This window comes from Pseudomonas sp. PP3 (assembly GCF_905336995.1).
In the GTDB taxonomy this organism is placed as follows: domain Bacteria; phylum Pseudomonadota; class Gammaproteobacteria; order Pseudomonadales; family Pseudomonadaceae; genus Aquipseudomonas; species Aquipseudomonas reinekei.
Genome location: NZ_HG995459.1, coordinates 4,118,423 through 4,144,893, shown reverse-complemented (window position 1 = coordinate 4,144,893; position 26,471 = coordinate 4,118,423). Strand labels below are relative to the sequence as shown.

Sequence of the window (26,471 nt, the reverse complement as noted above, 5' to 3'; positions counted from 1 at the left end):
CATGGCCCCCATCGCTGTTCAAGCCAGCTCCCACGGGGACGGTGATCCCTTGTGGGAGCTGGCTTGCCAGCGATGGGGGCCTATCAGGCGACATCATTTTCAGATCGGCAATAAAAAACCCGGAAGCTTGCACTGTCCGGGTTTTTGTCATTCCAGCATCAATCAGCGGTTAAACCGCTCCACCAACGAATACTGGGTATTTGCCGTCTTGGTCAGCTCTTCACTCAACAACGCCGAGTTCTGCGCCTGTTCCGAGGTCTGGTCAGCCAGGTGCGAGATGTTGCTGATGTTGCGGCTGATTTCTTCGGCGACAGCGCTTTGCTCTTCGGTGGCGGCGGCGATCTGGGTGGTCATGTCGGTGATGTTGGCCACCGCTTCGCTGATCCCCACCAGTGCCTGATCCGCTTCCAGTACTCGCGCCACACCTTCCTCCGCCTGACGGTGCCCGGCTTCCATGGTTTGTACGGCAGTGCCTGCAGTTTGCTGCAGCTTGGCGATCAGGGCGTGAATCTGCCCGGTGGATTCGCTGGTGCGTTGCGCCAACTGGCGAACTTCATCGGCCACCACCGCAAATCCACGACCCATCTCACCGGCACGGGCTGCTTCGATGGCGGCGTTGAGCGCCAGCAGGTTGGTCTGGTCGGCGATGCCCTTGATCACGTCGACCACACCACCGATTTCGTCGCTGTCCTTGGCCAGTTGAGTCACGGTCAGGCCGGTTTCCCCAACCACTACCGACAGTCGCTGAATCGCTTCGCGAGTTTCCCCGGCGATGTCGCGACCGCGACCGGTCAGGCGATTGGCTTCCTGGGTGGCATCGGCAGTGCGCTGCACATGGCTGGCGACTTCCTGCGTGGTGGCGGCCATCTGATTGACGGCGGTCGCCACTTGCTCGGTTTCGACGCGCTGACGTTCCAGGCCGGTAGAGCTGTTGTGCGCCAGTGCATCGGACTGCCTGGCTTGTTCGGTCAGGTGTTCGGCGGTGTCCTGCAAGCGGGTCAGACAAGTTTTCAGGCGGGCTTCCTGACTGAGGATCGACATTTCCAGACGCGCCTGGGCGCCGCGGCTGTCGGTGTACATCTGCGCGATCAACGGGTCGGATGTGGTCTGCTCGGCCAGGCGCAGCAAGCGCTTGATGCCACGCTGTTGCCAGCTCAGGCCCATCAGGCCCAGCGGTACCGAGAGGGCGGCGGCGAGGGCGAAACCCCACTGCGAAGTCAGGGTGGCGCCGATCATGAAGCTCAACTGGCTGACCAGAATGAACGGCAGCCAGTCTTGAAGAACCGGCAACCATTTATCCGAGGAAGGGATGGCCGACTTGCCCTGGTTGATGCGTTGGTAGAGCGCTTCGGCGCGGTGGATTTGTTCGGCGGTGGGCTTGACCCGCACCGACTCGTAACCGATCACCTGATTGCCTTCGAAGATCGGTGTCACGTAGGCGTTAACCCAATAGTGATCACCGTTCTTGCAGCGATTCTTGACAATACCCATCCATGGCAAGCCTTGTTTCAGTGTGCCCCACATATGCGCGAACACGGCGGCCGGGACGTCGGGGTGACGCACCAGGTTATGCGGTGCACGGATCAGTTCTTCACGAGAAAACCCGCTGATCTCGACGAAGTCGTCGTTGCAGTAGGTGATCATGCCCTTGGCGTCGGTGGTGGAAATCAACCGTTGCTGGGCCGGGAAGGTCCGTTCGCGTTGTGTAATTGGCTGGTTGTTACGCATGGCTTTTTAATCCGCAAGGCTTTCAAGTGCTGTATCGGCACCCATAGCCATTTGTTGAAATTATTTTTCGATAGTCAGCGGCACGTCGCAAAATGCCCCTTGCGTCAGCCGGCAAGCATCGGATAGGTGAACAGGCCGAAGTGCAGCACGTTCAAGGCAAAGTGCGTGGCGATGGCGGCGGCCAGCCCGCCATAACGGTAGGCCAGGCCGTAGCCGAAACCTGCCAGGCTGGCCAGCAGAACCCATTGCCAGCCCGCTCCTGCGTGCACCAGGCCGAACAACAACGAGGTCAGCAACAGCGCGAGGTTTTCGCCGTACGCCAAGTGTTTGAAGTGTCGGCTCAGGCCGCCCTGGATGTAACCGCGAAACAGCGCTTCCTCGACCAGCGTCACCAGCAGCAGATTGTTGAGCAGCCATAGCCAGCCAGCGTCCGGCCATTTCGGTGCCCACCCGATGACGCCCAATAGAAGCGCGCCGCCCAGTGCAAGCACGGCGCTCAGGGCCAGCGCGACGGGCGTGGCATACAGGAACAACCGCAGTGAGCGCCGACCGACAATCCACGGGCAGACCAGCAATAGCCAGAAACCGATCAGGGGTTTATCCAGATTCAGGTACATGGAAAACCGCACGGCATCGTCCGTGAAGCGCTGTGGTTCGATCACCCGTCCGTTATGGAAGCCGGGCAGCCAGTGCAGCGCCAGTGCCAGCGCGAGGAAGATGAACAGGCCATGGCCGAGATAGCGGCCGAACTGCAGTTTTGTTTGACGCACCGCGAAGCCGGCGATCAGTAATAAGCCGACGGAAATCCCCGCAAGCCAGCCGAGTCGGCCGTAGGCCAGGGCCATGCCGTAGCCGAGGGAGAGCAGCGCCAGAAATGTCCATGGCAGAGCGAGCATTGAGAATCCTTGTGTCTGGGCCTGCACCAGCTCCCTGTGGGAACGAGCCTGCTCGCGATAGCGGAGTGTCATTCAGCATTATTTGTGAATGTTACACCGCCATCGCGAGCAGGCTCGCTTCCACAGGCTTTTTCGTAAGCACAAAAAAACACCGCCCGAAGGCGTAATGCTGTTCATTTAAGGTCGAACACTGTACCTGTGGCGAGGGAGCTTGCTCCCGCTGGGGAGCGAAGCGCCCCCAAAATGGGACTGCTACGCAGTCCAGCGGGAGCAAGCTCCCTCGCCACAGGTTACTGATTGCTTGTTCTATCTCTTAACTGAACAGCATTGCGCCCGAAGGCGGTGTCTTTGTCAGCAGAACTACGACGCGATCAGCTGCCGCAACACGTAATGCAGGATCCCTCCCGACTTGAAGTACTCCACCTCATTAAGGGTATCGATCCGGCACAAGACTTCGATTCTTTCGCGGGTGCCGTTTTCACGGTTGATGACCAGGGTCAGGTTCATTCGCGGCGTCACCTCGGTGCCGGTCAGACCGAGAATATCCAGGGTTTCAGTGCCTCGCAGATTCAGGCTCTTGCGATTCTGGTCGAGTTTGAACTGCAGCGGCAGCACGCCCATGCCCACCAGGTTGGAGCGGTGAATCCGTTCGAAGCTTTCGGCGATGACCGCTTTGACCCCCAGCAGATTGGTGCCCTTGGCCGCCCAGTCTCGGCTTGATCCCGTGCCGTATTCTTGTCCGGCGATCACCACCAGCGGCGTGCCCGCCGCCTGGTAACGCATGGCCGCGTCGTAGATCGCCAGCTTTTCACCGGTAGGGATATAGAGCGTATTACCACCTTCTTCGCCACCAAGCATTTCGTTGCGAATGCGGATGTTGGCAAAGGTGCCGCGCATCATCACTTCATGGTTGCCGCGGCGCGAGCCGTAGGAGTTGAAGTCCCGCGGTTCCACGCCTTTCTCGCGCAGGTAGCGGCCCGCCGGGCTGTCGGCCTTGATGTTGCCGGCCGGGGAGATGTGGTCGGTGGTTACCGAATCGCCGAGGAGGGCGAGGATGCGCGCACCTGCGACATCCTTCACCACCGGCGGCGGTCCGCCAATGTCGTCGAAGAACGGCGGATGCTGGATATAGGTCGAATCGTCCTGCCAGACATAGGTCGCCGCCTGCGGCACTTCGATGGCTTGCCACTGTTCATCGCCGGCGAACACTTCGGCGTATTCCTTGTGGAACATGGCGGTGTTGACCTGCTCCACGGCAGCAGCGATTTCCTGGGTGCTCGGCCAGATGTCCTTCAGGTAAACCAGATTGCCGTTCTGATCCTCGCCCAACGGCTCGCGGCTGAGGTCGATGCGCACGGTGCCGGCCAGCGCATAGGCGACCACCAGTGGCGGCGAGGCCAGCCAGTTGGTTTTCACCAGCGGATGGACCCGGCCTTCGAAGTTGCGGTTGCCGGACAACACCGAGGCCACGGTCAGGTCGGCTTTCTGGATGGCTTTTTCGATCGGTTCCGGCAACGGCCCGGAGTTACCGATACACGTGGTGCAGCCATAACCGACCAGGGCGAAACCCAACTCATCGAGGTACTGCGTCAGGCCGGCAGCCTTGTAGTAGTCGGTGACCACTTTTGAGCCTGGGGCCAGTGAGCTTTTCACCCACGGCTTGCGGCGCAGGCCTTTTTCCACGGCTTTCTTCGCTACCAGACCGGCGGCCATCATCACACTCGGGTTTGAGGTGTTGGTGCAGGAGGTAATCGCCGCAATCACCACCGCGCCGTTTTTCAAGCGCACGGTTTGTCCTTCAAAGTCGTAATCCACTTCACCGGCCAGATCGGCGTTGCCCACCGCCACACCACCACCGCCTTCGCTTTCCAGGCGGCCTTCTTCCTTGCTGGTGGGCTTGAGTTGCAAACCGAGGAAGTCGCTGAAGGCTTGCGCGACATTGGGCAGCGATACCCGGTCTTGCGGACGCTTGGGGCCGGCGAGGCTGGCTTCGACGCTGGCCATGTCCAGAGCCAGACTGTCGGTGAACACCGGTTCCTTGCCCGGCAGGCGCCACAGGCCCTGCGCCTTGCTGTAGGCCTCGACCAGTTTCACGGTTTCAATCGGGCGGCCGGACAGGCGCAGATAATCCAGCGTCACGTCGTCCACCGGGAAGAAACCGCAGGTGGCGCCATATTCCGGGGCCATGTTGGCGATGGTTGCGCGATCCGCCAGCGGCAGGTCGGCGAGGCCGTCGCCGTAGAACTCGACGAATTTCCCCACCACGCCTTTCTTGCGCAGCATCTGGGTGACGGTCAGCACCAGGTCGGTGGCGGTAATGCCTTCCTTGAGCTTGCCGGTGAGTTTGAAGCCGATCACTTCCGGGATCAGCATCGACACGGGTTGCCCCAGCATCGCCGCTTCCGCTTCGATGCCGCCAACGCCCCAGCCGAGCACGCCGAGGCCATTGATCATCGTGGTGTGGGAATCGGTGCCGACCAGCGTATCCGGGAAGGCGTAAGTGCGGTCGTCCTCGTCTTTGGTCCACACTGTGCGGCCCAAGTACTCCAGATTCACCTGGTGGCAGATCCCGGTACCCGGCGGCACCACGCTGAAGTTGTCGAAGGCACTCTGGCCCCAGCGCAGGAACGCATAGCGTTCGCCGTTGCGTTGCATTTCAATATCGACGTTCTGTTCGAACGCGCTGCTGGTGGCGTATTTGTCGACCATCACCGAATGGTCGATGACCAGGTCGACGGGGGAGAGCGGGTTGATCCGCTGCGGATCACCACCGGCCTTGGCCATCGCCGCGCGCATGGCGGCCAGGTCGACCACTGCGGGCACGCCGGTGAAGTCTTGCATCAGCACCCGCGCCGGGCGGTACTGGATCTCGCGATCGGAGCGGCGCTCCTTGAGCCAGGCGGCAATGGCCTTGAGGTCGGCACCGGTGACGGTTTTTTCGTCTTCCCAGCGCAGCAGGTTTTCCAGCAGCACTTTCAACGACATCGGCAGCTGGTCCAGGTTACCCAGGCTCCTGGCGGCATCCGGCAGGCTGAAATAGTGGTAGGTCTTGTCGTCGACTTGCAGGGTTTTCAGTGTCTTCAGACTATCGAGGGACGGCATTACGATCACTCCTTTGAGTCCGCACGGCTACGGACTGAGGGGACGGGCAGAGCATTAAACCTAGCCCTGTTTTAAGTAGCTGGCTAATAACTGGACTCTATGGACAGACCCCAGGTTCCGATCTCGGCTATCATGCGCCGGTTTTCGTGACAGGCTTTGCTCCAGAGCAAGCCTGGGCATCGCGCAGTGGTTGAATGTCTCGCCATCTGCCCAGGAGTAAGAATGAACACCCTATTCATGCATTGCCGGCCGGGCTTCGAAGGCGAAGTCTGTTCCGAGATTTCCGACCTTGCCGCACAACTGAACGTGGCCGGTTATGCCAAGGCCAAGGCCGCCAGTGCCTGCGCCGAATTTGTCTGCACCGAAGAAGATGGCGCCGAACGCCTGATGCGCGGTCAGCGTTTTGAACGCCTGATCTTCCCGCGCCAATGGGCACGGGGCATTTTCATTGATCTGCCGGAAACCGACCGCATCAGTGTGATCCTCGCGCACATGGCGGATTTCCCCGTGTGCGGCAGCCTGTGGCTGGAAATGGTCGACACCAACGATGGCAAGGAGCTGTCGAACTTCTGCAAAAAGTTCGAAGTGCACCTGCGCAAGGCATTGATATCCGCCGGCAAACTGGTGGACGACGCCAGCAAACCACGCTTGCTGCTGACCTTCAAGAGCGGTCGTGAAGTGTTCGTCGGTCTGGCGGAGTCGAACAACTCGGCGATTTGGCCGATGGGCATTCCGCGGTTGAAATTCCCCCGCGAAGCGCCGAGCCGTTCGACCTTGAAGCTGGAAGAGGCCTGGCACCATTTCATCCCGCGTGATCAGTGGGACGAGCGCTTGCACAGTGACATGACCGGCGTCGACCTCGGCGCCGCGCCTGGGGGCTGGACCTGGCAATTGGTCAACCGCGGCATGCTGGTGACCGCCATCGACAACGGTCCGATGGCCGAAAGCCTGATGGACACCGGCCTGGTGCAGCACTTGATGGCCGACGGTTTCACCTTCAAGCCCAAGCAACCGGTGGACTGGATGGTCTGCGACATCGTCGAGAAACCGGCGCGCAACGCCGCGATGCTCGAAGAGTGGATTGGCGAAGGGCATTGCCGTGAAGCGGTGGTCAACCTCAAGTTGCCGATGAAACAGCGCTATGCGGAAGTGAAGCGCCTGCTGGAACGCATTGCCGATGGTTTCAAGGCCCGGGGCATCAAGGTCGAGATCGGCTGCAAGCAGCTGTACCACGACCGGGAAGAAGTGACTTGCCATTTGCGCCGGATCGACGTGAAGAAGCCCAAGTCCCGCTGATATCCCTCTATGGCTTTTGTGGCGAGGGAGCTTGCTCCCGCTGGGCTGCGAAGCGGCCCTGAACTCAGCAACCTCGCAAGATCAGGTACACCTCACCCACAGGTTTGACGACGGCTTCGCCGCCGAGCGGGAGCAAGCTCCCTCGCCACAAACCCGGCAATACGCGACAATGCCGGCAAGTTTCAGGAGTTGATCATGAGTGAAATGCTTGATACGCCGGTAGACGGCACCCTCGACGCCACCGGCCTCAACTGCCCGGAACCGGTCATGATGCTGCACCAGCACATCCGTGACCTGGCACCCGGCGGCCTGCTCAAGGTGATCGCCACCGATCCGTCGACCCGTCGCGATATCCCCAAGTTCTGCGTGTTTCTCGACCACGAACTGGTGGGACAGCATGAAGACGCGGGCATTTATCTGTACTGGATCCGCAAGAAATCCACGTAAACCCCGTAGGAGCCGGCTTACTGGCGATCGCAGTAGTTCAGCCGGTATTAACCTGACTGACACACCGCCATCGCCAGCAAGCCGGCTCCTACAGGGTGCGGTGATTAGCGAAGGCTGAGCCGGATTCGTTTGCGAGCACTGCGGGTCAGGCGGATCGACAGCATCAGCGCCGCACAGCTCAAGCCGGCGATCAAGCCTTCCCAGAGCCCGCTCGGGCCGCTGGCCGGGCCGAGCCAATCGGTCAGCCCCAGCACGTAACCGACCGGCAAGCCGATACCCCAGTAAGCGAACAGCGTCAGGATCATCGTCACACGCGTGTCCTGGTAGCCACGCAGCGCTCCGGCGCAGATCACCTGGATGGCATCCGAGAACTGATACAGCGCGGCGTAGACGATCAGCATCGACGCAATCTGGATCACCGCCTTGTCCGGCGTGTAGATCGAGGCGATCGGTTCGCGAAGGCACAGGATGAGCGTCGCCGAAAACGCGGCAAACACCAGCGCGGCACCGAGGCCGACCTTCGCGGCGAACCGCGCTTGCCAGGGATTGCCGGCGCCCAGTGCCTGGCCGACCCGTACCGTGACTGCCATGCCCAACGAGTAAGGAATCATGAACAGCAGCGAGCTGATGTTCAGGGCGATTTGGTGGCCGGCGACCACGGTGGAGCCGAGGCTGCCGATCAGCAGGGCAATGACCGCAAAGATGCTGGATTCGGCGAAGACCGCGATACCGATCGGCAGGCCAATGCTGACCAAGCGCTTGATCATGGCCCATTGCGGGCGGTCGAAGCGCACCAGCACACGAGTACGCGCATAAAACGGTGCCCAGAAGGTCCACGCGGCCATGCTCAACGCCATGAACCACATCACGATGCCGCTGGCCCAGCCGCAGCCGACGCCACCCAGGGCCGGAGCGCCGAAGTGACCATAGATCAGCGCATAGTTCAGCGGGATGTTCAGCAACAGGCCGCACAGGCCAATGACCATGCTCGGACGCGTCCGACCCATGCCATCGCTGTAGCAGCGCAGCACATAATAGAAGGCCATGCCCGGCAAGCCGAAAGCGATGCCGTGCAGGTAACCCATGCTCGGCTCGATCAATTGCGCATCGACTTTCATCCAGTGCAGGATCGGCTCGGCGGCAAGCAGCAGGCCACTGCCGATCAACCCGACACACAGTGCCAGCCATAACGCCTGGCGTACCAGCGGACCGATCTCGTCGAACTGCCCGGCGCCAAAGCGTTGTGCGACCTTGGGCGTGGTGGCCAGCAGAACGCCGGACATCAGCAGGTAGACCGGAATCCAGATCGAGTTGCCCAGTGCCACCGAGGCGAGGTCCCGCGGGCTGACGCGGCCGGCCATCACTGCATCGACAAAGCCCATGGCCGTGGTCGCCAACTGCGCGACCATGATAGGCAAAGCCAGGCTGAGCAGGCCTTTGAGCTCGATGCGGATGGGCGTCGTCCGCGCAGGCGCTGCGGCGACGGTATTTTCAGTTACAGGATTCAATAGCAAAGCGTCCAAAAGGTTTTGTTGCACAGGCGCGCATTCTACGCGTTGACGCAGCGGTCAGGAAAAGACCCGTGTTAGCGATTTGTAATCGACCCTCTGGCGCGTGCTAGGCGTTATGGGCCATCTCCGCCTACACTGCCGATCCGCCTAAGGAGCCTGCCATGCTGATTGTTGCCGACGAAAATATCCCCCTGCTCGATGCCTTCTTCGAAGGTTTCGGAGAAATCCGCCGGGTGCCGGGCCGATCCATCGATCGCGCCACCGTCGAACAGGCCGACGTATTGCTGGTGCGCTCGGTGACCAACGTCAACCGCGCGCTGCTCGAAGGCAGCAAGGTGCGCTTCGTTGGTACCTGCACCATCGGCACCGATCACCTTGATCTGGATTACTTTCAACAAGCCGGCATCACCTGGTCGAGTGCGCCGGGTTGCAATGCCCGGGGCGTAGTCGACTATGTGCTCGGCAGCCTGTTGACCCTGGCCGAAATCGAAGGCGTCGACCTGACGCAGCGCACATACGGCGTGGTCGGTGCCGGTGAAGTGGGCGGGCGACTGGTCAAGGTCCTGCAGGGGCTTGGCTGGAAAGTGCTGGTCTGCGACCCGCCCCGGCAAGCCGCTGAAACTGGCGATTTCGTCAGCCTTGAGGACATCATCGAACAGTGCGACGTGATCAGCCTGCACACGCCGCTGACCAAACAAGGCCCGCAATCGACCTGGCATCTGTTTGATAAAAAACGCTTGAACCAGCTCAAACCCGGCGCCTGGCTGATCAATGCCAGCCGCGGCCCGGTGGTCAACAATGCTGCATTGCGCGATGTGTTGCTGGAGCGTGAGGACCTGCAAGCCGTGCTTGATGTCTGGGAAGGCGAGCCGGAAGTCGATGTAGCGCTGGCCGAACTCTGCGTACTGGCAACGCCGCACATCGCCGGCTACAGCCTCGATGGCAAACAACGCGGTACGGCGCAGATCTACCAGGCGTATTGCGATTTCCTCGGGCAACCGGCCACGGTCAGCTTGAGTGATTTGCTGCCGGCACCCTGGTTATCGCAAGTGACCTTGAGCGCGCAAAGCGATCCGGCCTGGGCGCTGGCGATGTTGTGCCGAGGCGTGTACGACCCGCGCCGTGACGACGCGGACTTCCGCCGCAGTCTCGTAGGCAGTGTGAGCGAGCAGCGTGCGGCGTTTGATGTGCTGCGCAAGAATTACCCATCGCGGCGTGAGATCGATGGCTTGCAGGTGCGGATCGACGGTGATGCACCGGCATTGCAACGGATTGTGGCAGCGTTGGGCGCAACACCTGTCTAAAGACCAACCCTTCGGCATCTCCCACACAAAGCATGTTCATGCAGGCATAAAAAACCCGGCCTACAAGGGCCGGGTCAAGAAGACGGTGGCTATATCACTCTTGTTCGACAGGCTTGACCAATCGCTTCTCCAGTTCGCTGCAAGCTTTCTGGATCATGTCTTCAGTGATCGGTACTTCGCGGCCCTGTTCATCAATAATCGAGCAACCCAGAGACTGGTCTGGCTGTGTGCGGATCACTTGAATCTTGTCATCGCTGCTGTTTTGCAAGGACATGGCCTGTCTCCTCATCAGGTTGTGTACCCACTATAAAACCGCCAGGTGACCAGGCTATGACAACTCCCTGCGATCACTTCAAAACGGCAATACCAGTCCACCAGAAATACTTCGGCGTTACCACCCGGACGTTAGACCGATAGCGTCTAGCGCCTAGTCTTGGTGGACATAATTAACCTGACTCATTGTGATTTACCAAGTTCCACCCCATTGATCGGTGTAGGTTGCCCTTATCAACTGTTCCGTCCTGGATGATGCCAATGCTCACTGTTCGACACCGCCGTGCCATTCGTCTGGCCAGTCGTTTTATTGCACCTTATCGCTGGCATGCGTTGGGTGCTTTGCTGGCGTTAATTGTCACGGCGGGCATCACCTTGTCCATGGGGCAAGGCATTCGCATGCTGGTGGATCAGGGCTTCATGACCCAGTCGCCGCATCTGCTCAACCAGTCCATCGGCGTTTTCATGTTGCTGGTGTTGGGGCTGGCGCTCGGCACCTTCGCCCGGTTTTATCTGGTGTCGTGGATTGGCGAGCGCTGTGTCGCCGACATTCGCCGGCAGGTGTTCAACCATCTGATCTATCTGCATCCCGGGTTTTACGAAAATAACCGCAGCTCGGAAATCCAGTCGCGGTTGACCGCCGATACCACGCTGCTGCAATCGGTGATCGGTTCTTCGCTGTCGCTGTTTTTACGCAATCTGTTGATGGTAATCGGCGGGATCGTCCTGCTGTTCATCACCAATCCCAAGCTCACCAGCATCGTCGTGGTCGCCTTGCCGTTGGTCATTGCGCCGATCCTGATTTTTGGCCGACGGGTGCGCAGCCTGTCGCGCTTGAGTCAGGACCGGATCGCCGATATCGGCAGTTATGTCTCCGAGACCCTCGGCCAGATCAAAACCGTGCAGGCCTACAACCACCAGTCCCAGGACGAACAGCGGTTTGCCGTCACGGTGGAAGAAGCATTCGACACCGCGCGTAAACGCATCTTTCAGCGGGCCTGGCTGATTACGTTGGTGATCGTGTTGGTGCTGGGTGCGGTAGGGGTCATGCTCTGGGTCGGTGGCATGGACGTGATTGCCGGGCGCATTTCTGCGGGTGAGCTGGCGGCATTCGTTTTTTACAGCCTGATCGTTGGCAGCGCTTTCGGCACCTTGAGCGAAGTGATCGGCGAATTGCAGCGCGCGGCCGGTGCAGCGGAACGGATCGCCGAGTTGCTGCGCTCGGAAAACATCATCCGGCCACCGACCACTCATCAGGTGGCGTTGCCCGAGCGGGTCAAGGGCGAACTGGTGCTTGAGAATGTGCGCTTTTCCTACCCGTCACGTCCCGAAAGCTATGCCGTCGATGGCTTGAGCCTGAGCATACGGGCTGGCGAAACCCTGGCCTTGGTCGGCCCTTCCGGGGCGGGCAAGTCGACGGTGTATGACCTGCTACTGCGCTTCTACGATCCCGCCGAGGGGCGAATCCTGCTCGACGGCACGGCGTTGACCCAGCTCGATCCATTGGACCTGCGTCGTTGCTTCGCACTGGTCTCGCAGACCCCGGCGCTGTTTTTCGGCAGCATCGAAGAGAACATCCGCTACGGCAACCCGACGGCGACGCTTGCTGAAGTGCAGGAGGCGGCAAAAATCGCCTACGCCCACGACTTTATCGAAGCCATGCCCAATGGTTACCAGACGCATCTGGGCGATGGCGGCCTCGGTTTGTCCGGCGGCCAGCGTCAGCGCTTGGCCATCGCCAGGGCGTTGCTGGTGGATGCGCCGATCCTGTTGCTCGACGAAGCCACCAGCGCCCTCGATGCGCAAAGCGAACACTTGATTCAGCAAGCGCTGCCCAGCCTGATGAAAAACCGCACCACCCTGGTCATCGCCCATCGCTTGGCCACCGTAAAAAACGCCGACCGCATCGCGGTGATGGACCAAGGCAAACTGGTGGCGGTGGGCACGCATCAAGAACTCATCGCCAGCAATGCGCTGTATGCGCGGTTGGCGGCTTTGCAGTTCAGCGATGGCAAAGCCGCGCTCGATCTTCATTTGTAGGTGCTGCAGCAGGCTGCGATCTTTTGCTCTCGCTTCAACAAAAATGCCCGCATCAATCGATGCGGGCATTTTTGGTGGCTTGCAGAGAAGGGCAGATCAAGTGATAGCAGCCTTCGGCAGCTTCTGCCGGGGGATCACTGATCGTCGAAATACCGTTCGTGCCAGTCCACGATTGGCTGCGGTGAGTTGAGTTTCTGGCCGTAGATCACCGAGTACGACAACACGTTTTGCACGTACTGGCGGGTTTCGTCGAACGGGATGCTTTCCACCCACACGTCGAAGCTCAGGTGGTCGGCACCGCGCAGCCACTGACGCACGCGGCCCGGGCCGGCGTTGTAGGCGGCGGAGGCGAGGACGCGGTTGCCGTTGAACTGGCTGTGCACCTGGCTCAGGTAGGCGGCGCCGAGCTGGATGTTCTTGTCCGGGTCGAACAACTGCTGCGGCGACGCGTACGGAATGCTGAATTTGCGCGCGGTTTCCTTGGCCGTGGCGGGCATCAACTGCATCAGGCCCGAGGCGCCGACGCCGGAGCGAGCGTCATCCATGAAGGCGCTTTCCTGCCGGGTAATGGCGAACACCCAGCTGGAATGCAGGCCACGGTTCTTGGCTTCACGCACCAGTGCGTTGCGGTGAGCCATCGGGAATCGAATGTCCAGGTCATCCCAGTACTGCGCCTGGCTGATCGTACGGATCGCCGGGAAATACCATTTCAGGTCGTAGGCCAGTTTCGCCTGGGCAACCATTTCATCGCGGCTGAAGTGGCGACTGACGTGGTACCACTCGCGACGCCCGTCGACGATTTGCCCGCGGGCGTGGAACTCCAGGGCGCGCCGTATGCCGGGGGTATTTCGCACTTTGTTGACCAGTGCCTGGCTGAGCACCAGTGGCTTGTTGTTCAGCGAATAGGCAGATTGCGAACGATCCGCTGCGAGGAAGCCATAGAAGTCGCGTTCACGGGCCAGGTTTTTATAAAGGGTTTGCGGTTCCTGACTCTGCGGTTGTGCCAGCTCCAGGCTGCGGGCCTGCCAGTAGCGCCAGCGGTTGGTGGTCGCCAGGTCTTGCGGCAGGCGTCGGGTCAGCTGATAGGCGTCGTCCCAACGAGCCAGGCGCAGCAACAGGCGCATACGCCATTCGGACACGGTGTTGTCGCGCAGCTCCGGATCGTATTTGGTCATCATCTCCAAGGCGCGACTGTCGAAACGCTTGGCGAGCGTCAATCCGATTTCTCGGGCGATTGCGACTTTTTCATCCCGTGAGAAGTGCATGCTGCTGGCATAGCCGTCCAACAGGTTCATGGCCCTGTCCGGATCCTGGCGGGCGAGGCGGCGCAGGCCGAGACTGACCACGTCGGACATCGGCTCGTCGGCCGGGGTGAAGCGCGATGGTTGGTTCAACAGCTCCGGGTTCTGCGCCACATCCACCAGCAAACGGCCACGAGGGGCGAGGGTGGTCAGGCCATTGATCAGGCTGTTGGCCAGTGGATAGTTGCGCGCCTGGGCGGCGAGCTTGGTGCGCTCCCAACGTTTTTGTTCGGTCAACTGGCCGTCAGCGGCCCACATGCCGAACAGCGCGTCACATGCCGCCGGTTGCGATTTGCCGGTCAGCCAGAGCTTGTTGGCGTTGGCATAGCCTTCGGACTTGAGGTTGTGGCTGATCTGGTACTGCGCGTTCAGGCAGTCCAGCTCAGTGAAGTTGAGCTTGGGGTCGTAGTACTTGACGAAGGTCGCCCAGTCGCCGCGATCGGCCAGCCAGCGCAACCAGCGCAGTTTCATCCAGTTGGCTTGCGGCAGGTCGCCGTGCTCGGCGAGAAATTTTTCGATCTCAGCGTTGCTCGCGGTTTTCAGGCGCGCGGTCAGCTCGTCGTAGGCAAGGTAGGGTTCCAGCGGATAATCGGCCAGGGCCTGGCTGTATCGGAAATAAGGGCCGGTGTCGCCCTTGGCCAGGGCGCGCTTGGCTTCATCGTAATACTGGCGTTGGGTGGACAGGTCTACCGCCTGGGCGGATTGAACGGCAGCGGCAGACAGTAAAAAGCACGACAAAAAATTGAAAAGGCGACTGCGCATGAGACGTCCGGACAGAAAAACCATGACAAGTGCTGGCGATGCCGACACTGAATTATCCGTAGCTTAGCCTTTTGCCAGCAACGGGTGAAAGCTTTGCGGACCTGTCTGCATCAGTTCGCAACATTTGTTGTGCAGAGTGCTTCGACAGTGAAATTGCCGGCCTTCTGAAGCCTCGATTCAGGTAGAATGCGCGCCCGGTTTTTGGAGAAGCTCATGACCCTGCTCAAATTCAGCGATGTGTCCCTTGCTTTCGGCGCTATGCCGTTGTTGGACAAGGTGTCCTGGCAGATCGCCCGTGGAGAGCGGGTGTGCATCATCGGCCGCAACGGCACTGGCAAATCCAGCATGATGAAGCTCGTCAAGGGCGACCAGAAGCCCGATGACGGCTCGGTTTGGCGCGCACCCGGCCTCAAGATTGGTGAATTGCCGCAAGAATTGCCGGTAGCCGACGAGCGGACCGTGTTCGACGTGGTGGCTGAAGGCCTTGACGGTGTCGGTGCCTTGCTTGCCGAGTATCACCACCTGAGCCAGAACATCGTCACCGACGCTGACCTGGACAAGCTGATGCACGTCCAGCACGACCTCGAAGCCCGCGATGGCTGGCGTTTGCAGACGCTGGTCGACAGCACCCTGAGTCGCCTGCAATTGCCAGCAGACAAGACGCTGGCCGAGTTGTCCGGTGGCTGGCGTCGCCGCGTTCTGCTGGCCCAGGCCCTGGTTTCCGAACCGGACCTGTTGCTGCTCGACGAGCCGACCAACCACCTGGACATCGGTGCGATCGCCTGGCTCGAAGAAGCGCTGAAGGATTTCCAGGGCGCCGTGCTGTTCATCACCCACGACCGTTCCTTCCTGCAAAACCTTGCCACCCGCATCCTCGAACTGGATCGCGGCGGCCTGATCGACTGGAACGGCGACTACGCCAGTTTCCTCGTGCATAAAGAAGCCGAACTGGCTGCCGAAGCCACTGCCAACGCGCTGTTCGACAAGCGCCTGGCCCAGGAAGAAGTGTGGATTCGCCAGGGCATCAAGGCTCGTCGTACCCGTAACGAAGGCCGCGTGCGTGCCTTGAAAGCCTTGCGCGTCGAGCGTAGCGAGCGTCGCGAGCGCACCGGCAAGGCCAACATCCAGCTGGAAACGGCCGATAAATCCGGCAAGCAGGTGATGGTGCTCGAGAACGTGAGCTTTGCTCACCCGGGCGGGCCGTTCCTGATCAAGGATTTCTCCATGGTGTTGCAGCGCGGCGACCGCATTGGTCTGCTCGGCGCCAACGGCACTGGCAAGACCACGCTGCTCAAGCTGATGCTCAGCGGTCTGCAACCGACCAGCGGCAAGGTGGAAGAGGGCACGAAGATCGACGTCGCCTACTTCGACCAGTTGCGTCATCAGCTGGATCTGGAAAAGACCGTGATCGATAACGTCGCGGAAGGTCGCGACTTCATCGATATCGACGGCCAGAGTCGTCACGTGCTGAGCTACCTCGGCGACTTCCTGTTCAGCCCGCAGCGTGCCCGCACGCCGGTCAAGGCGCTGTCCGGTGGTGAACGTGCCCGTCTGTTGCTGGCCAAGCTGTTCAGCAAGCCGGCGAACCTGCTGGTCCTCGACGAACCGACCAACGACCTCGACGTCGAAACCCTCGAGCTGTTGGAAGAGGTCTTGCTGACCTTCAACGGCACCGTACTGATGGTCAGCCACGACCGGGCATTCCTCGACAACGTGGTAACCAGTACCCTGGTCTTCGAAGGCGAAGGCACGGTTCGCGAATACGTCGGTGGTTATCAGGACTGGCTCCGTCAGGGTGGCTCGCCGCGTCTGCTGGGCGTGACCGAAAGCAAATCCGGCAAGGCCGACCTGAACTCCGCGGTGGTCAAGGCTGAGCCTGCGCCCGTGGCGGCAGCGGTCGAAGCACCAGCGAAGAAAAAGCTCAGCTACAAATTGCAGCGCGAGCTGGAAGCGTTGCCGGGCCAGATCGAAGCCATGGAGCAGCAGATCGCCGCTGTGGAAGCACAGATGGCTGATGCGGGTTTCTACCTGCGCCCTGCGACTGAAACCGCAGCCGTGATTGCTCAGCTGTCGCAGTTGCAGGCTGAGCTCGACGTCATGGTCGAGCGCTGGGCTGAACTGGATGCTTGATTGATCCTGAAATAATAAAGCCCGGCTTCACGCACGTGAACGCCGGGCTTTTCGTATGAAATGCAATTTCCCTGTAGGAGGGGGCTTGCCAGCGATGGCATCACAACGGTGCATCAGGCAGTCCGTGTTGCCCGCATCGCCAGCAAGCCGGCTCCTACAAGGGGGTGTTGTCAGCTTTTGCTTTGCAGACGCACCGCCAGCACATCGCAGGGTGCGCCGTGCAATACATCATTGGCAGTGGAACCCAGCAGTAGCGCCAGACCATGTCGGCCATGGCTGCCCACCACGATCATGTCGCACCCTTGCTCCTTGGCCAGGTGGTGGATTTCCTGGCGTGGCTGGCCGTAGGTCAGGTGGCTGTACTCCTTGGAAAGCTCCGGATACTTCACGATCAGCCGGTCCAGACGCTCCTTGGCCTGATCGAACTGCTGTTGTTGCAGTTGTGACAGGTCCATTGGCACGTCGCCGCCGAAGGCCATGGCCATGGGTTCGACAATGTGAACCAGGGACAACTTCGCACCGTTGCTCACCGACAGCTCCCGAGCACGATGGATTACAGGGTCGCACTCTTCGGTTAGATCTACAGCGACCAGAATATGGTTGTAGGGCATGAGGTGCTCCTCCTGAGGGATGCAATATTGGTAAGTATGGCTGGTTTCAAGCGCATTGGTTTCAAAGTGACTCAATGCGCTCATTCAGAATCGGGAGTACAGATATGACGGTCTGGATAGTGGTGTCAATCCTGCTGGTGGTGCTCAGCCCTCTGGCATGGTTGCGTCCATCGCGTCATCAGAGCGGCCGGATGGCTCTGCGCATGGAGGCGCGGCGCATGGGCCTGGCCATGCAACTGGCGCCTCAGGAGTGGCCGCACTGGCTCGGTAAGGAGCCGCCAAACCCCTGCGCCCAGTACCATCGACCGCGGCGCGGCAGTCAGCCGGCATGCTGGAGTTATTGGCAGAAAACCCCGGGTGTGTGGGTGAATCAGTGGCAAGAGGTCTGCGAGGATCCCGCATTACTGATTCATTTCGAAAAGTTGCCGGACAACGTCTACAAGGTTGAAGCCGACAAGCAGATGATTACCTTGTACTGGGGCGAGAAAGGCGAAACCGAGGTTTTGCAGCACATCGACGCCACCCTCAAAGCCCTCGCCTGAAATACGGACCTCCAGCAGGTCCTTATTTCCAGGCAATAAAAAGCCCGACATCAATCATCGGGCGGGGTTGGCCAGGCAGGCCGGTAATTCGGTTTGGGCAGATCTTACGCTGGGTATTCACCGCAGCGTTCAAAAATTTTCTTCTCAAGTCCCGCCAGCGTAGCTTGTTAAACAAAAGCTGCAGGGAATTAGGGCGACTTTTCTAATGATTGATTCTATGAATGGCAGCACATGCACCCGCGTGTTAGAGATCTTCGCGTTACGGAAGTGACTGCAAAGTCGCGTTTCAACCTGCATTTTGGGCGATTGACAATTGCCGGAAATTCCGTGAAGGTGGCGTACCCAAATCAAACGGGCGTATGAATTGAGCGTTTGTATTTCAGACCGCTCCTACAGAATCCCGACTATCGCGTTGGCGGGTGTGCCGGGTTGAGAGGCGTAGCATCGACGTTTAACGTCCCTGCCGAACCATTCACCTGGGTCCGACGTGTACTGTTCAGCTTCCATATCGTGGAGATCAGTTGATGATTTACGAAGGTAAAGCCATCACGGTTAAGGCTCTTGAAAGTGGCATCGTCGAACTGAAGTTCGACCTCAAGGGTGAGTCCGTCAACAAGTTCAATCGTCTAACCCTGAACGAACTGCGTCAGGCCGTAGACACCATCAAGGCAGATGCTTCGATCAAGGGTGTGATCGTCAGCAGTGGCAAAGACGTCTTCATCGTCGGCGCCGACATCACCGAATTTGTCGACAACTTCAAGCTGCCGGATGCAGAGCTTGTTGCAGGCAACCTCGAAGCCAACAAGATTTTCAGCGATTTCGAAGACCTCAACGTCCCTACAGTCGTTGCCATCAACGGCATCGCGTTGGGTGGTGGTCTGGAAATGTGCCTGGCGGCGGACTACCGCGTCATGTCCACCAAGGCCAAGATCGGTCTGCCGGAAGTCAAGCTGGGTATCTACCCGGGCTTCGGCGGTACCGTACGCCTGCCGCGCCTGATCGGTGCCGACAACGCCATCGAATGGATCGCCTCCGGCAAGGAAAACCGTCCTGAAGACGCGCTGAAAGTCGGCGCCGTCGATGCTGTGGTTGCTCCTGAGAAGCTGCAAGAAGCTGCCCTTGAAGTGATCAAGCGCGCCATCTCCGGCGAGTTCGACTACAAGGCCAAGCGCCAGCCGAAGCTTGAAAAACTCAAGCTGAATGCTATTGAACAAATGATGGCTTTCGAAACCGCCAAAGGTTTCGTGGCTGGCCAGGCTGGCCCGAACTACCCGTCGCCAGTTGAGGCGATCAAGACCATCCAGAAAGCCGCGAACTTCGGTCGCGACAAGGCGCTGGAAGTCGAAGCCGCAGGTTTCGTCAAACTGGCCAAGACCTCCGCCGCGCAGAGCTTGATCGGTCTGTTCCTGAACGATCAGGAACTGAAGAAAAAGGCCAAGGCCTACGACGAAATCGCCAAGGACGTGAAACAGGCCGCCGTACTGGGCGCCGGCATCATGGGTGGCGGTATCGCCTATCAATCGGCGTCCAAAGGCACGCCGATCCTGATGAAGGACATCAACGAAGCCGGTATCGAACAGGGTCTGGCCGAAGCTGCCAAGCTGCTGGTTGGCCGTGTTGACAAAGGCCGTATGACCGCCGCGAAAATGGCTGAAGTGCTCAACGGCATCCGCCCAACCCTGTCTTACGGCGACTTCGGTCACGTGGACCTGGTGGTGGAAGCGGTTGTCGAGAACCCGAAGGTCAAGCAAGCCGTACTGGCAGAAGTTGAAGACAAGGTCAAAGAGGACACCATCCTCGCCTCGAACACTTCGACCATTTCCATCACCTTGCTGGCCAAAGCCCTCAAGCGTCCGGAGAATTTCGTCGGCATGCACTTCTTCAACCCGGTGCACATGATGCCGCTGGTGGAAGTGATCCGTGGCGAGAAGTCCAGTGAGCTGGCGGTTGCCACCACCGTTGCCTACGCCAAGAAAATGGGCAAGAACCCGATCGTCGTCAACGACTGCCCGGGCTTCCTGGTCAACCGTGTCCTGTTCCCGTACTTCGGCGGTTTCGCCAAGCTGGTCAGCGCCGGTGTGGACTTCGTCCGTATCGACAAGATCATGGAAAAATTCGGCTGGCCGATGGGCCCGGCGTACCTGATGGACGTGGTCGGCATCGACACCGGTCACCACGGTCGTGACGTGATGGCTGAGGGCTTCCCGGACCGCATGAAAGACGACCGTCGTTCGGCCGTTGACGTGCTCTACGAAGCCAAGCGCCTGGGCCAGAAGAATGGCAAGGGCTTCTACGCCTACGAGACCGACAAGAAAGGCAAGCAGAAGAAGGTTGCCGATCCATCGGTACTGGAAGTGCTCAAGCCAATCGTGTTCGAACAGCGTGAAGTCACTGACGAAGACATCATCAACTGGATGATGATCCCGCTGTGCCTGGAAACCGTGCGTTGCCTGGAAGACGGTATCGTCGAAACCGCCGCCGAAGCCGACATGGGTCTGGTCTACGGTATTGGTTTCCCTCCATTCCGTGGCGGTGCGCTGCGCTACATCGACTCGATCGGTGTTGCAGAGTTCGTTGCCCTGGCTGACCAGTACGCTGATTTGGGCGCGCTGTACCACCCGACCGCGAAGCTGCGCGAAATGGCCAAAAACGGTCAGAGCTTCTTCGGTTAAGCGCCCCCAACTAGAGTGAGAGTGAACTTATGAGCTTGAATCCTAGAGACGTCGTGATTGTCGACTTCGGTCGTACTCCGATGGGCCGCTCCAAGGGCGGCATGCACCGCAACACCCGTGCCGAAGATATGTCGGCGCACCTGATCAGCAAACTGCTGGAACGTAACGTCAAGGTTGACCCGAGCGAAGTCGAAGACGTGATCTGGGGCTGTGTGAACCAGACCCTGGAGCAGGGCTGGAACATCGCGCGCATGGCGTCGCTGATGACCCAGATCCCGCACACTTCGGCCGGCCAGACCGTCAGCCGCCTGTGTGGCTCGTCCATGAGTGCGCTGCACACTGCTGCGCAAGCGATCATGACCGGCAACGGTGACGTGTTCGTCGTCGGCGGCGTCGAGCACATGGGCCACGTGAGCATGATGCACGGTGTCGATCCGAACCCGCACATGTCGCTGTACGCGGCGAAAGCCTCGGGCATGATGGGCCTGACCGCTGAAATGCTGGGCAAAATGCACGGCATCACTCGCGAGCAGCAGGACGCTTTCGGCGTGCGCTCCCACCAACTCGCCCACAAGGCGACCGTGGAAGGCAAGTTCAAAGACGAAATCATCCCGATGCAGGGCTATGACGAGAACGGTTTCCTGAAAACCTTCGACTACGACGAGACCATTCGTCCGGAAACCACCCTGGAAAGCCTGGCGGCTCTGAAGCCAGCGTTCAATCCGAAGGGCGGCACCGTGACAGCCGGTACTTCTTCGCAGATCACCGATGGTGCTTCGTGCATGATCGTGATGTCCGCGCAGCGTGCACAGGACTTGGGTATTCAGCCTCTGGCGGTGATCCGCTCGATGGCAGTGGCAGGTGTGGACCCGGCGATCATGGGCTATGGTCCAGTACCGGCCACACAAAAAGCACTGAAGCGCGCGGGCCTGGGCATCAACGATATCGACTTCTTCGAGCTCAACGAAGCTTTTGCCGCACAGGCCTTGCCAGTGCTGAAAGATCTGAAAGTGCTCGACAAGATGAATGAGAAGGTTAACCTGCACGGCGGCGCGATCGCCCTGGGTCACCCGTTCGGTTGCTCTGGTGCGCGTATCTCCGGCACTTTGCTGAACGTGATGAAGCAAAATGGCGGCAACCTTGGGGTAGCCACCATGTGCATTGGTCTCGGCCAAGGCATCTCCACCGTCTTCGAACGCGTTTAAGCGTTTCGTTGATGGAAGCCGGGGCCAAGTGCCCCGGTTTTTGTTTTTCCGGATTTATTTTTGTTTTTATTTTGAAAAAATTTGAGTGAGGGCCAAAGCATGCCGATACAACCTGGGCTCTACCAACATTACAAAGGTCCGCAGTACCGCGTTTTCAGTGTTGCGCGGCATTCGGAAACCGAAGAAGAAGTGGTCTTCTACCAAGCCCTGTATGGCGATTACGGCTTTTGGGTACGTCCCTTGAGCATGTTCCTGGAGTCCGTCGAGGTTGACGGCGAACAGGTGCCACGCTTTGCTTTGGTGCAGGTCGAAGAAAGCCTTTTTACCAAGCCATAAGCTGAGTTCGCGCAAAACCCTGCGCTTGACCTCACCTTGTTGCCACTATATATAGCGGTGCCGCGTCAGGCGCCAACCGCCTTTCACTTCTCGAATTCAGGAATTTTCCGATCCATGGGCAAATCGCTGGTCATTGTGGAATCCCCGGCTAAGGCCAAGACCATCAACAAGTATTTGGGCAACGAATACGTGGTGAAGTCGAGTATCGGCCATATCCGAGACCTGCCCACCAGCGGTTCGGCTAGCGCCAGCAAAGAGCCAGCCGCCAAGCGCGGCAAGGCTGCTGCGGGCGAAGCGCCGGCCTTGTCGCCGAAAGAAAAGGCGCGCAAGCAGCTGGTTGCCCGCATGGGGGTCGATCCCGATCATGGCTGGAAAGCCAAGTACGAGATCCTTCCGGGCAAGGAGAAGGTCATCGAAGAGCTGCGCCGGCTCGCCAAAGATGCTGACACCATCTATCTCGCAACCGACTTGGACCGCGAGGGGGAAGCCATTGCCTGGCACCTGCGCGAAGCCATCGGTGGTGACGACACCCGCTACAAGCGCGTGGTGTTCAACGAAATTACCAAGAAGGCGATTCAGGAAGCCTTCTCCAAGCCGGGCGAACTGGATATCGACCGCGTCAACGCCCAGCAGGCTCGTCGCTTCCTCGACCGCGTCGTGGGCTATATGGTTTCGCCGCTGCTGTGGGCCAAGATCGCCCGTGGCCTGTCCGCCGGTCGTGTGCAATCGGTTGCGGTGAAGCTGGTGGTTGAGCGTGAGCGCGAGATCCGTGCGTTCATCCCGGAAGAGTACTGGGAAGTTCACGCCGACCTCGGCACAGCCAAAGGCGCCACCGTACGTTTCGACGTCGCTCGCGAGAAAGGCGAAGCCTTCAAGCCGCTCAACGAAGCCCAGGCCATGGCCGCGCTGGAGAAGCTCAAGGCTTCCAGCTACAGCATCGTCAAGCGCGAAGACAAGCCGACCAGCAGCAAGCCGTCGGCGCCGTTCATCACGTCCACCTTGCAGCAGGCCGCGAGCAATCGCCTGGGCTTCGGTGTGAAGAAAACCATGATGATGGCCCAGCGTCTGTACGAAGCCGGCTACATCACTTACATGCGTACCGACTCCACCAACTTGTCGACCGATGCCGTGGCGATGGCGCGGACCTACATTGAAAGCGAGTTCGGCAAGAAGTACCTGCCGGAAACCCCGAACGTCTACAGCAGCAAGGAAGGCGCACAAGAGGCTCACGAAGCGATTCGTCCGTCTGATGCCAACACCGAGCCAAGCAAGCTGTCGGGCATGGAGCGTGACGCTGAGCGCCTCTACGAGCTGATCTGGCGCCAGTTCCTTGCTTGCCAGATGCTGCCAGCGCAGTACCTGTCGACCACCGTGACTGTCGGTGCCGGCGACTTCGAGCTGCGCGCCAAGGGCCGCATCCTCAAGTTCGACGGCTACACCCGTGTCATGCCGCAAATCGCCAAGCCAGGCGATGACGACGTACTGCCGGACATGGCCCAGGGCGACGTGATGAAGCTGATCAAGCTTGATCCGACCCAGCACTTCACCAAGCCGCCGGCGCGTTACTCGGAAGCCAGCCTGGTAAAAGAAATGGAAAAACGCGGCATCGGTCGTCCTTCGACCTACGCTGCGATCATTTCGACCATCCAGGACCGCGGCTACGTGGCGTTGCACAACCGTCGTTTCTATTCGGAAAAGATGGGTGACATCGTTACCGAGCGTCTGGCCGAAAGCTTCTCCAACCTGATGGACTACGGCTTCACCGCGGGCATGGAAGAGCATCTCGATGACGTGGCCCAGGGCGAACGCGACTGGAAAAACGTGCTCGATGAGTTCTACGGCGACTTCAAGAAAAAACTCGAAGTAGCCGAAAGTCCGGAGCACGGCATGCGCGCCAACCAGCCGGTCATGACTGACATTCCGTGCACGACCTGCGGCCGCCCCATGCAGATCCGTACCGCGTCGACTGGCGTGTTCCTCGGTTGTTCGGGTTACAGCCTGCCGCCGAAAGAGCGCTGCAAGGCCACCGTCAACCTGGTCCCGGGCGATGAAATCGCTGCGGACGATGAGGGTGAGTCGGAATCGTTGGTACTGCGTGGCAAGCATCGCTGCCCAATCTGCAGCACCGCAATGGATGCCTACTTGCTCGATGAGAAGCGCAAGCTGCACATCTGCGGTAACAACCCGGATTGCGATGGCTACGAAATCGAAGAGGGCACCTATCGCATCAAGGGCTACGAAGGTCCGAGCCTGGAATGCGACAAGTGCGGCAGCGAGATGCAACTCAAGACCGGCCGTTTTGGCAAGTTCTTCGGTTGCACCAATCCGACCTGCAAGAACACCCGCAAACTGCTGAAGAGCGGTGATGCGGCGCCGCCGAAAATGGACCCGGTGAAGATGCCTGAGCTGAAATGCGAAAAGGTCAACGACACCTACATCCTGCGCGACGGTGCTTCCGGGTTGTTCCTGGCGGCCAGCCAGTTCCCGAAAAACCGCGAGACCCGTGCTCCATTGGTTCTGGAAATTATCCCGCACAAGGATGAGATCGATCCGAAGTACCATTTCCTTTGTGATGCGCCGAAGAAAGATCCGGATGGCCTGCCAGCCGTGATTCGCTACAGCCGCAAGACCAAGGAACAGTACGTCCAGACTGAAGTCGACGGTAAGCCGACAGGCTGGAAGGCGTTCTACGACGGCGGTAAGTGGAAGGTTGAAGACAAGCGACCAGCCGCGAAGGCGTAAAGCGTTGCGGTACTGAAAAGGCCGCATGACAACCCTCGGGTTTTCATGCGGCCTTTTTGTTTTGTGCTTGCGGTCAGCTCGGGTGATCCACGACACTGTCCGACCTGCATCAAGCAATTATTTCGTTGTGGAGGCTGCCGTCATGGCCCACGAACTCTATACCCGTACCAACCAGAAAATTTACTTCGCCGGCCTGTCGCTGGAAGCTCTCGCCAAGGCAGAAGAGGGGCGGGCGATGAATTCCCTGGCGCTGATTCAGGCGGGACGCGAATCAGCGTTGTTTCACCTGTACGGGGCGCTGTTGGGGCTGTGCCATGAGATAGCCGGTTTCTACCGTTTGCCTCAGGCCAATGCATCCCGGGCCGAGTCTTTGCTGACCCGCGAAGTGCTGGACAGTATCGCCATTCCTGAAATGGCCGAGATGGTTGAGCTGGCCAACAACCCGGAAACCTGGTTGGCCAAGCTATTGGCAGCCCACGCGGCGCTGTTTCAGCCACCACGTGCGCCGCACAAGCCTAAAGGCGACGTGACGCAGCCTTTGATCCTGGCTGTGAACCTCGACGAAGAGGAGGCACCTCAAGAGCTGAGTCGTGATGAGCTGGAGAGCTGGCGTCAGAATCTCAAGGGGTTGGCGATCCGTTTTCGCGAAGGCCTGAACGAATGCTGAAAGAAACAGTTTTGGGGTGGCATCTGGTCAAGATCCCGAGCGAACCCTGGCCGATGCCTATATAATCCCCGCCTTTCGTGGAGAACAGACCTTTATGCCAACGTCCTTTCTAGAAATTGTCGAGTTACCAGACGGCCGTATCGAGCTGCGAAGGGCTGAGGACGAGGGTTCTCTGGTTACTTTGGATTTCTCCGAGGACGCCAAAGCATTTCTGCAGGGGCAGCACGTAGAAGTCGCCAAGGCGATGCTGAGTGTCGGCGTGCAGATGGCTGGACGCCTGGTTGAAGGTGAACTCGACAAGGAAGAGGGGTCGCGGGTCCTTCATTGATCCCGTCTGTCGGTTTTTTCTGATATCGATTCATTTCGGCTTCTCTGTCCTTGGAGAAGCCCGGCGCGACTTACATATGCGCCACTTGCCAGTTAACCCAACCGAATATTCAGGCTTTGCGCGTCCCCGGTTCGGGCGGCGCTGATCAGTTGTTGGCGCGAGGTTGTGCTCAGCGGGTTCAACCAGCTGACAACCGTGTGGCTGCGACCCAGGCGAAGGGCCTCGCACGTCAGTTGCTGGGCACTCTGTGTGCCGCGTGGTTGCAGCAGCAGGATGCGCTCACGATTGAGTCCGGCGTCCCGTAGCCAGGCCTGAGTCAGGCTGGCGGGTGGGGCGATCAGCGTCAGCCAGCGGGCATCCTGATCCTGACTCAGTTCCCTGAGAATTGGCGCCAGAAGGTTCAGGCAGTTCCCGGCTGCCCCACGCAGCGACAATTCACTGAAGACTTCAGGTTCGGCGCTCCACGGCGACTCGACCACTTCCTTCAGAATTGGCGCAAGCGGTTGCGCCATGAACGCTTCGAACAGCAGAGGCAATTGGGCTTGCTGGGATGTGTGTGGGAACTGCATAGAGCCTCC

At 59.6% G+C, this 26,471-nt stretch carries 20 protein-coding genes; 12 read left to right on the top strand and 8 right to left on the bottom strand.

From position 1 onward, the window contains the following. Positions 1-162: 162 nt before the first annotated feature. From KHO07_RS18905 to acnA, 3 genes are all read right to left on the bottom strand, one after another. The gene (locus KHO07_RS18905; protein ID WP_212625195.1) at positions 163-1,728 is read right to left on the bottom strand and encodes a PAS domain-containing methyl-accepting chemotaxis protein; all 1,566 of its coding nucleotides are present in this window, start codon (positions 1,726-1,728) and stop codon (positions 163-165) included. A gap of 104 nt (positions 1,729-1,832) precedes the next feature. Continuing rightward, entirely contained in the window at positions 1,833-2,624 is a 792-nt protein-coding gene (locus KHO07_RS18900; RefSeq protein ID WP_150733274.1) for a CPBP family intramembrane glutamic endopeptidase, read from the bottom strand. A gap of 360 nt (positions 2,625-2,984) precedes the next feature. Further along, complete coding sequence (gene acnA / locus KHO07_RS18895; protein WP_212625194.1) at positions 2,985-5,726, bottom strand: aconitate hydratase AcnA; 2,742 nt, start codon at positions 5,724-5,726, stop codon at positions 2,985-2,987. Positions 5,727-5,948: 222 nt separating this feature from the next. On the opposite strand from acnA, the gene rlmM reads away from it, so the two are divergent. Both rlmM and tusA read left to right on the top strand, forming a co-directional pair. Continuing rightward, complete coding sequence (rlmM, locus tag KHO07_RS18890) at positions 5,949-7,022, top strand: 23S rRNA (cytidine(2498)-2'-O)-methyltransferase RlmM (protein ID WP_212625193.1); 1,074 nt, start codon at positions 5,949-5,951, stop codon at positions 7,020-7,022. A gap of 195 nt (positions 7,023-7,217) precedes the next feature. Further along, positions 7,218-7,469 carry a sulfurtransferase TusA gene (tusA, locus tag KHO07_RS18885; protein ID WP_212625192.1) on the top strand — a complete coding sequence of 84 codons (252 nt, stop codon included), beginning with the start codon at positions 7,218-7,220 and terminating at the stop codon, positions 7,467-7,469. 104 nt (positions 7,470-7,573) lie between these two features. Here tusA and KHO07_RS18880 read toward each other — a convergent pair whose 3' ends face one another. Continuing rightward, a complete protein-coding gene (locus KHO07_RS18880) occupies positions 7,574-8,977 on the bottom strand; it encodes an MATE family efflux transporter (RefSeq protein ID WP_212625191.1) in 1,404 nt (467 codons plus the stop codon). 164 nt (positions 8,978-9,141) lie between these two features. Here KHO07_RS18880 and pdxB point away from each other — a divergent pair, with 164 nt between their 5' ends. Beyond that, complete coding sequence (gene pdxB, locus KHO07_RS18875; protein ID WP_212625190.1) at positions 9,142-10,284, top strand: 4-phosphoerythronate dehydrogenase PdxB; 1,143 nt, start codon at positions 9,142-9,144, stop codon at positions 10,282-10,284. 94 nt (positions 10,285-10,378) lie between these two features. Here pdxB and KHO07_RS18870 read toward each other — a convergent pair whose 3' ends face one another. Then, the gene (locus KHO07_RS18870) at positions 10,379-10,558 is read right to left on the bottom strand and encodes a PA1571 family protein (protein ID WP_075946008.1); all 180 of its coding nucleotides are present in this window, start codon (positions 10,556-10,558) and stop codon (positions 10,379-10,381) included. A gap of 251 nt (positions 10,559-10,809) precedes the next feature. Between KHO07_RS18870 and KHO07_RS18865 the strand changes: the two genes are divergently transcribed. Next, the gene (locus tag KHO07_RS18865; protein WP_212625189.1) at positions 10,810-12,597 is read left to right on the top strand and encodes an ABC transporter transmembrane domain-containing protein; all 1,788 of its coding nucleotides are present in this window, start codon (positions 10,810-10,812) and stop codon (positions 12,595-12,597) included. Positions 12,598-12,731: 134 nt separating this feature from the next. Here KHO07_RS18865 and KHO07_RS18860 read toward each other — a convergent pair whose 3' ends face one another. After that, positions 12,732-14,660: a transglycosylase SLT domain-containing protein gene (locus KHO07_RS18860; protein ID WP_150733282.1), complete on the bottom strand. Its 1,929-nt coding sequence runs from the start codon at positions 14,658-14,660 to the stop codon at positions 12,732-12,734. Positions 14,661-14,873: 213 nt separating this feature from the next. Here KHO07_RS18860 and KHO07_RS18855 point away from each other — a divergent pair, with 213 nt between their 5' ends. Next, entirely contained in the window at positions 14,874-16,790 is a 1,917-nt protein-coding gene (locus tag KHO07_RS18855) for an ATP-binding cassette domain-containing protein (protein ID WP_212625188.1), read from the top strand. Between the two features lie 170 nt (positions 16,791-16,960). Here KHO07_RS18855 and KHO07_RS18850 read toward each other — a convergent pair whose 3' ends face one another. After that, positions 16,961-17,401: a universal stress protein gene (locus tag KHO07_RS18850; RefSeq protein WP_150733284.1), complete on the bottom strand. Its 441-nt coding sequence runs from the start codon at positions 17,399-17,401 to the stop codon at positions 16,961-16,963. A gap of 104 nt (positions 17,402-17,505) precedes the next feature. Between KHO07_RS18850 and KHO07_RS18845 the strand changes: the two genes are divergently transcribed. From KHO07_RS18845 to KHO07_RS18815, 7 genes are all read left to right on the top strand, one after another. Then, the gene (locus tag KHO07_RS18845; RefSeq protein WP_150733285.1) at positions 17,506-17,943 is read left to right on the top strand and encodes a hypothetical protein; all 438 of its coding nucleotides are present in this window, start codon (positions 17,506-17,508) and stop codon (positions 17,941-17,943) included. A 524-nt stretch (positions 17,944-18,467) separates the two neighbouring features. Continuing rightward, complete coding sequence (gene fadB / locus KHO07_RS18840) at positions 18,468-20,615, top strand: fatty acid oxidation complex subunit alpha FadB (protein WP_212625187.1); 2,148 nt, start codon at positions 18,468-18,470, stop codon at positions 20,613-20,615. A 29-nt stretch (positions 20,616-20,644) separates the two neighbouring features. After that, positions 20,645-21,820: an acetyl-CoA C-acyltransferase FadA gene (gene fadA / locus KHO07_RS18835; RefSeq protein ID WP_056857016.1), complete on the top strand. Its 1,176-nt coding sequence runs from the start codon at positions 20,645-20,647 to the stop codon at positions 21,818-21,820. Between the two features lie 99 nt (positions 21,821-21,919). Continuing rightward, a complete protein-coding gene (locus tag KHO07_RS18830; protein WP_075946000.1) occupies positions 21,920-22,156 on the top strand; it encodes a DUF1653 domain-containing protein in 237 nt (78 codons plus the stop codon). Between the two features lie 114 nt (positions 22,157-22,270). Next, complete coding sequence (gene topA / locus KHO07_RS18825; RefSeq protein WP_150733287.1) at positions 22,271-24,898, top strand: type I DNA topoisomerase; 2,628 nt, start codon at positions 22,271-22,273, stop codon at positions 24,896-24,898. Positions 24,899-25,040: 142 nt separating this feature from the next. Next, positions 25,041-25,565, top strand: a complete 525-nt coding sequence (locus tag KHO07_RS18820) for a DUF6586 family protein (RefSeq protein ID WP_150733288.1) — start codon at positions 25,041-25,043, stop codon at positions 25,563-25,565. Between the two features lie 94 nt (positions 25,566-25,659). Further along, positions 25,660-25,893: a hypothetical protein gene (locus KHO07_RS18815; protein WP_077047151.1), complete on the top strand. Its 234-nt coding sequence runs from the start codon at positions 25,660-25,662 to the stop codon at positions 25,891-25,893. Between the two features lie 92 nt (positions 25,894-25,985). Here KHO07_RS18815 and sulA read toward each other — a convergent pair whose 3' ends face one another. Next, entirely contained in the window at positions 25,986-26,462 is a 477-nt protein-coding gene (gene sulA / locus KHO07_RS18810; protein ID WP_075945996.1) for an SOS-induced cell division inhibitor SulA, read from the bottom strand. Positions 26,463-26,471 lie beyond the last annotated feature (9 nt).